Annotated in this window: 1 pseudogene; it reads left to right on the top strand. The window is 47.6% G+C overall.

The features are described from left to right. Window positions 1-231 (top strand): annotated as a pseudogene (locus R0J87_RS25255) (diaminopimelate decarboxylase); the annotation flags it as partial.

The raw sequence follows: 231 nt of genomic DNA, 5'->3' as shown, positions 1-231 counted from the left end.
AAAAAAACAGCCGAACAGCGCAAACAGAAAATGAACATTTTACTGCGTGTCACACCGGGCATTGAAGCCCATACACACGACTATATTACGACTGGCCAGGAAGACTCGAAATTCGGGTTTGACCTGAATAACGGCCAGGCAGACCGTGCTTTCGAGCAAACATATAGCCACGGACATCTTGAGTTGATCGGCTTGCATTGCCATATCGGCTCCCAAATTTTCGATACGGCA

The sequence above is a fragment of the Halomonas sp. SIMBA_159 genome (assembly GCF_046536035.1).
Classification (GTDB): domain Bacteria; phylum Pseudomonadota; class Gammaproteobacteria; order Pseudomonadales; family Halomonadaceae; genus Vreelandella; species Vreelandella venusta_A.
The sequence above is the reverse complement of the archived record's forward strand: the minus strand, read 5'-3'. Positions and strand labels throughout refer to the sequence as shown.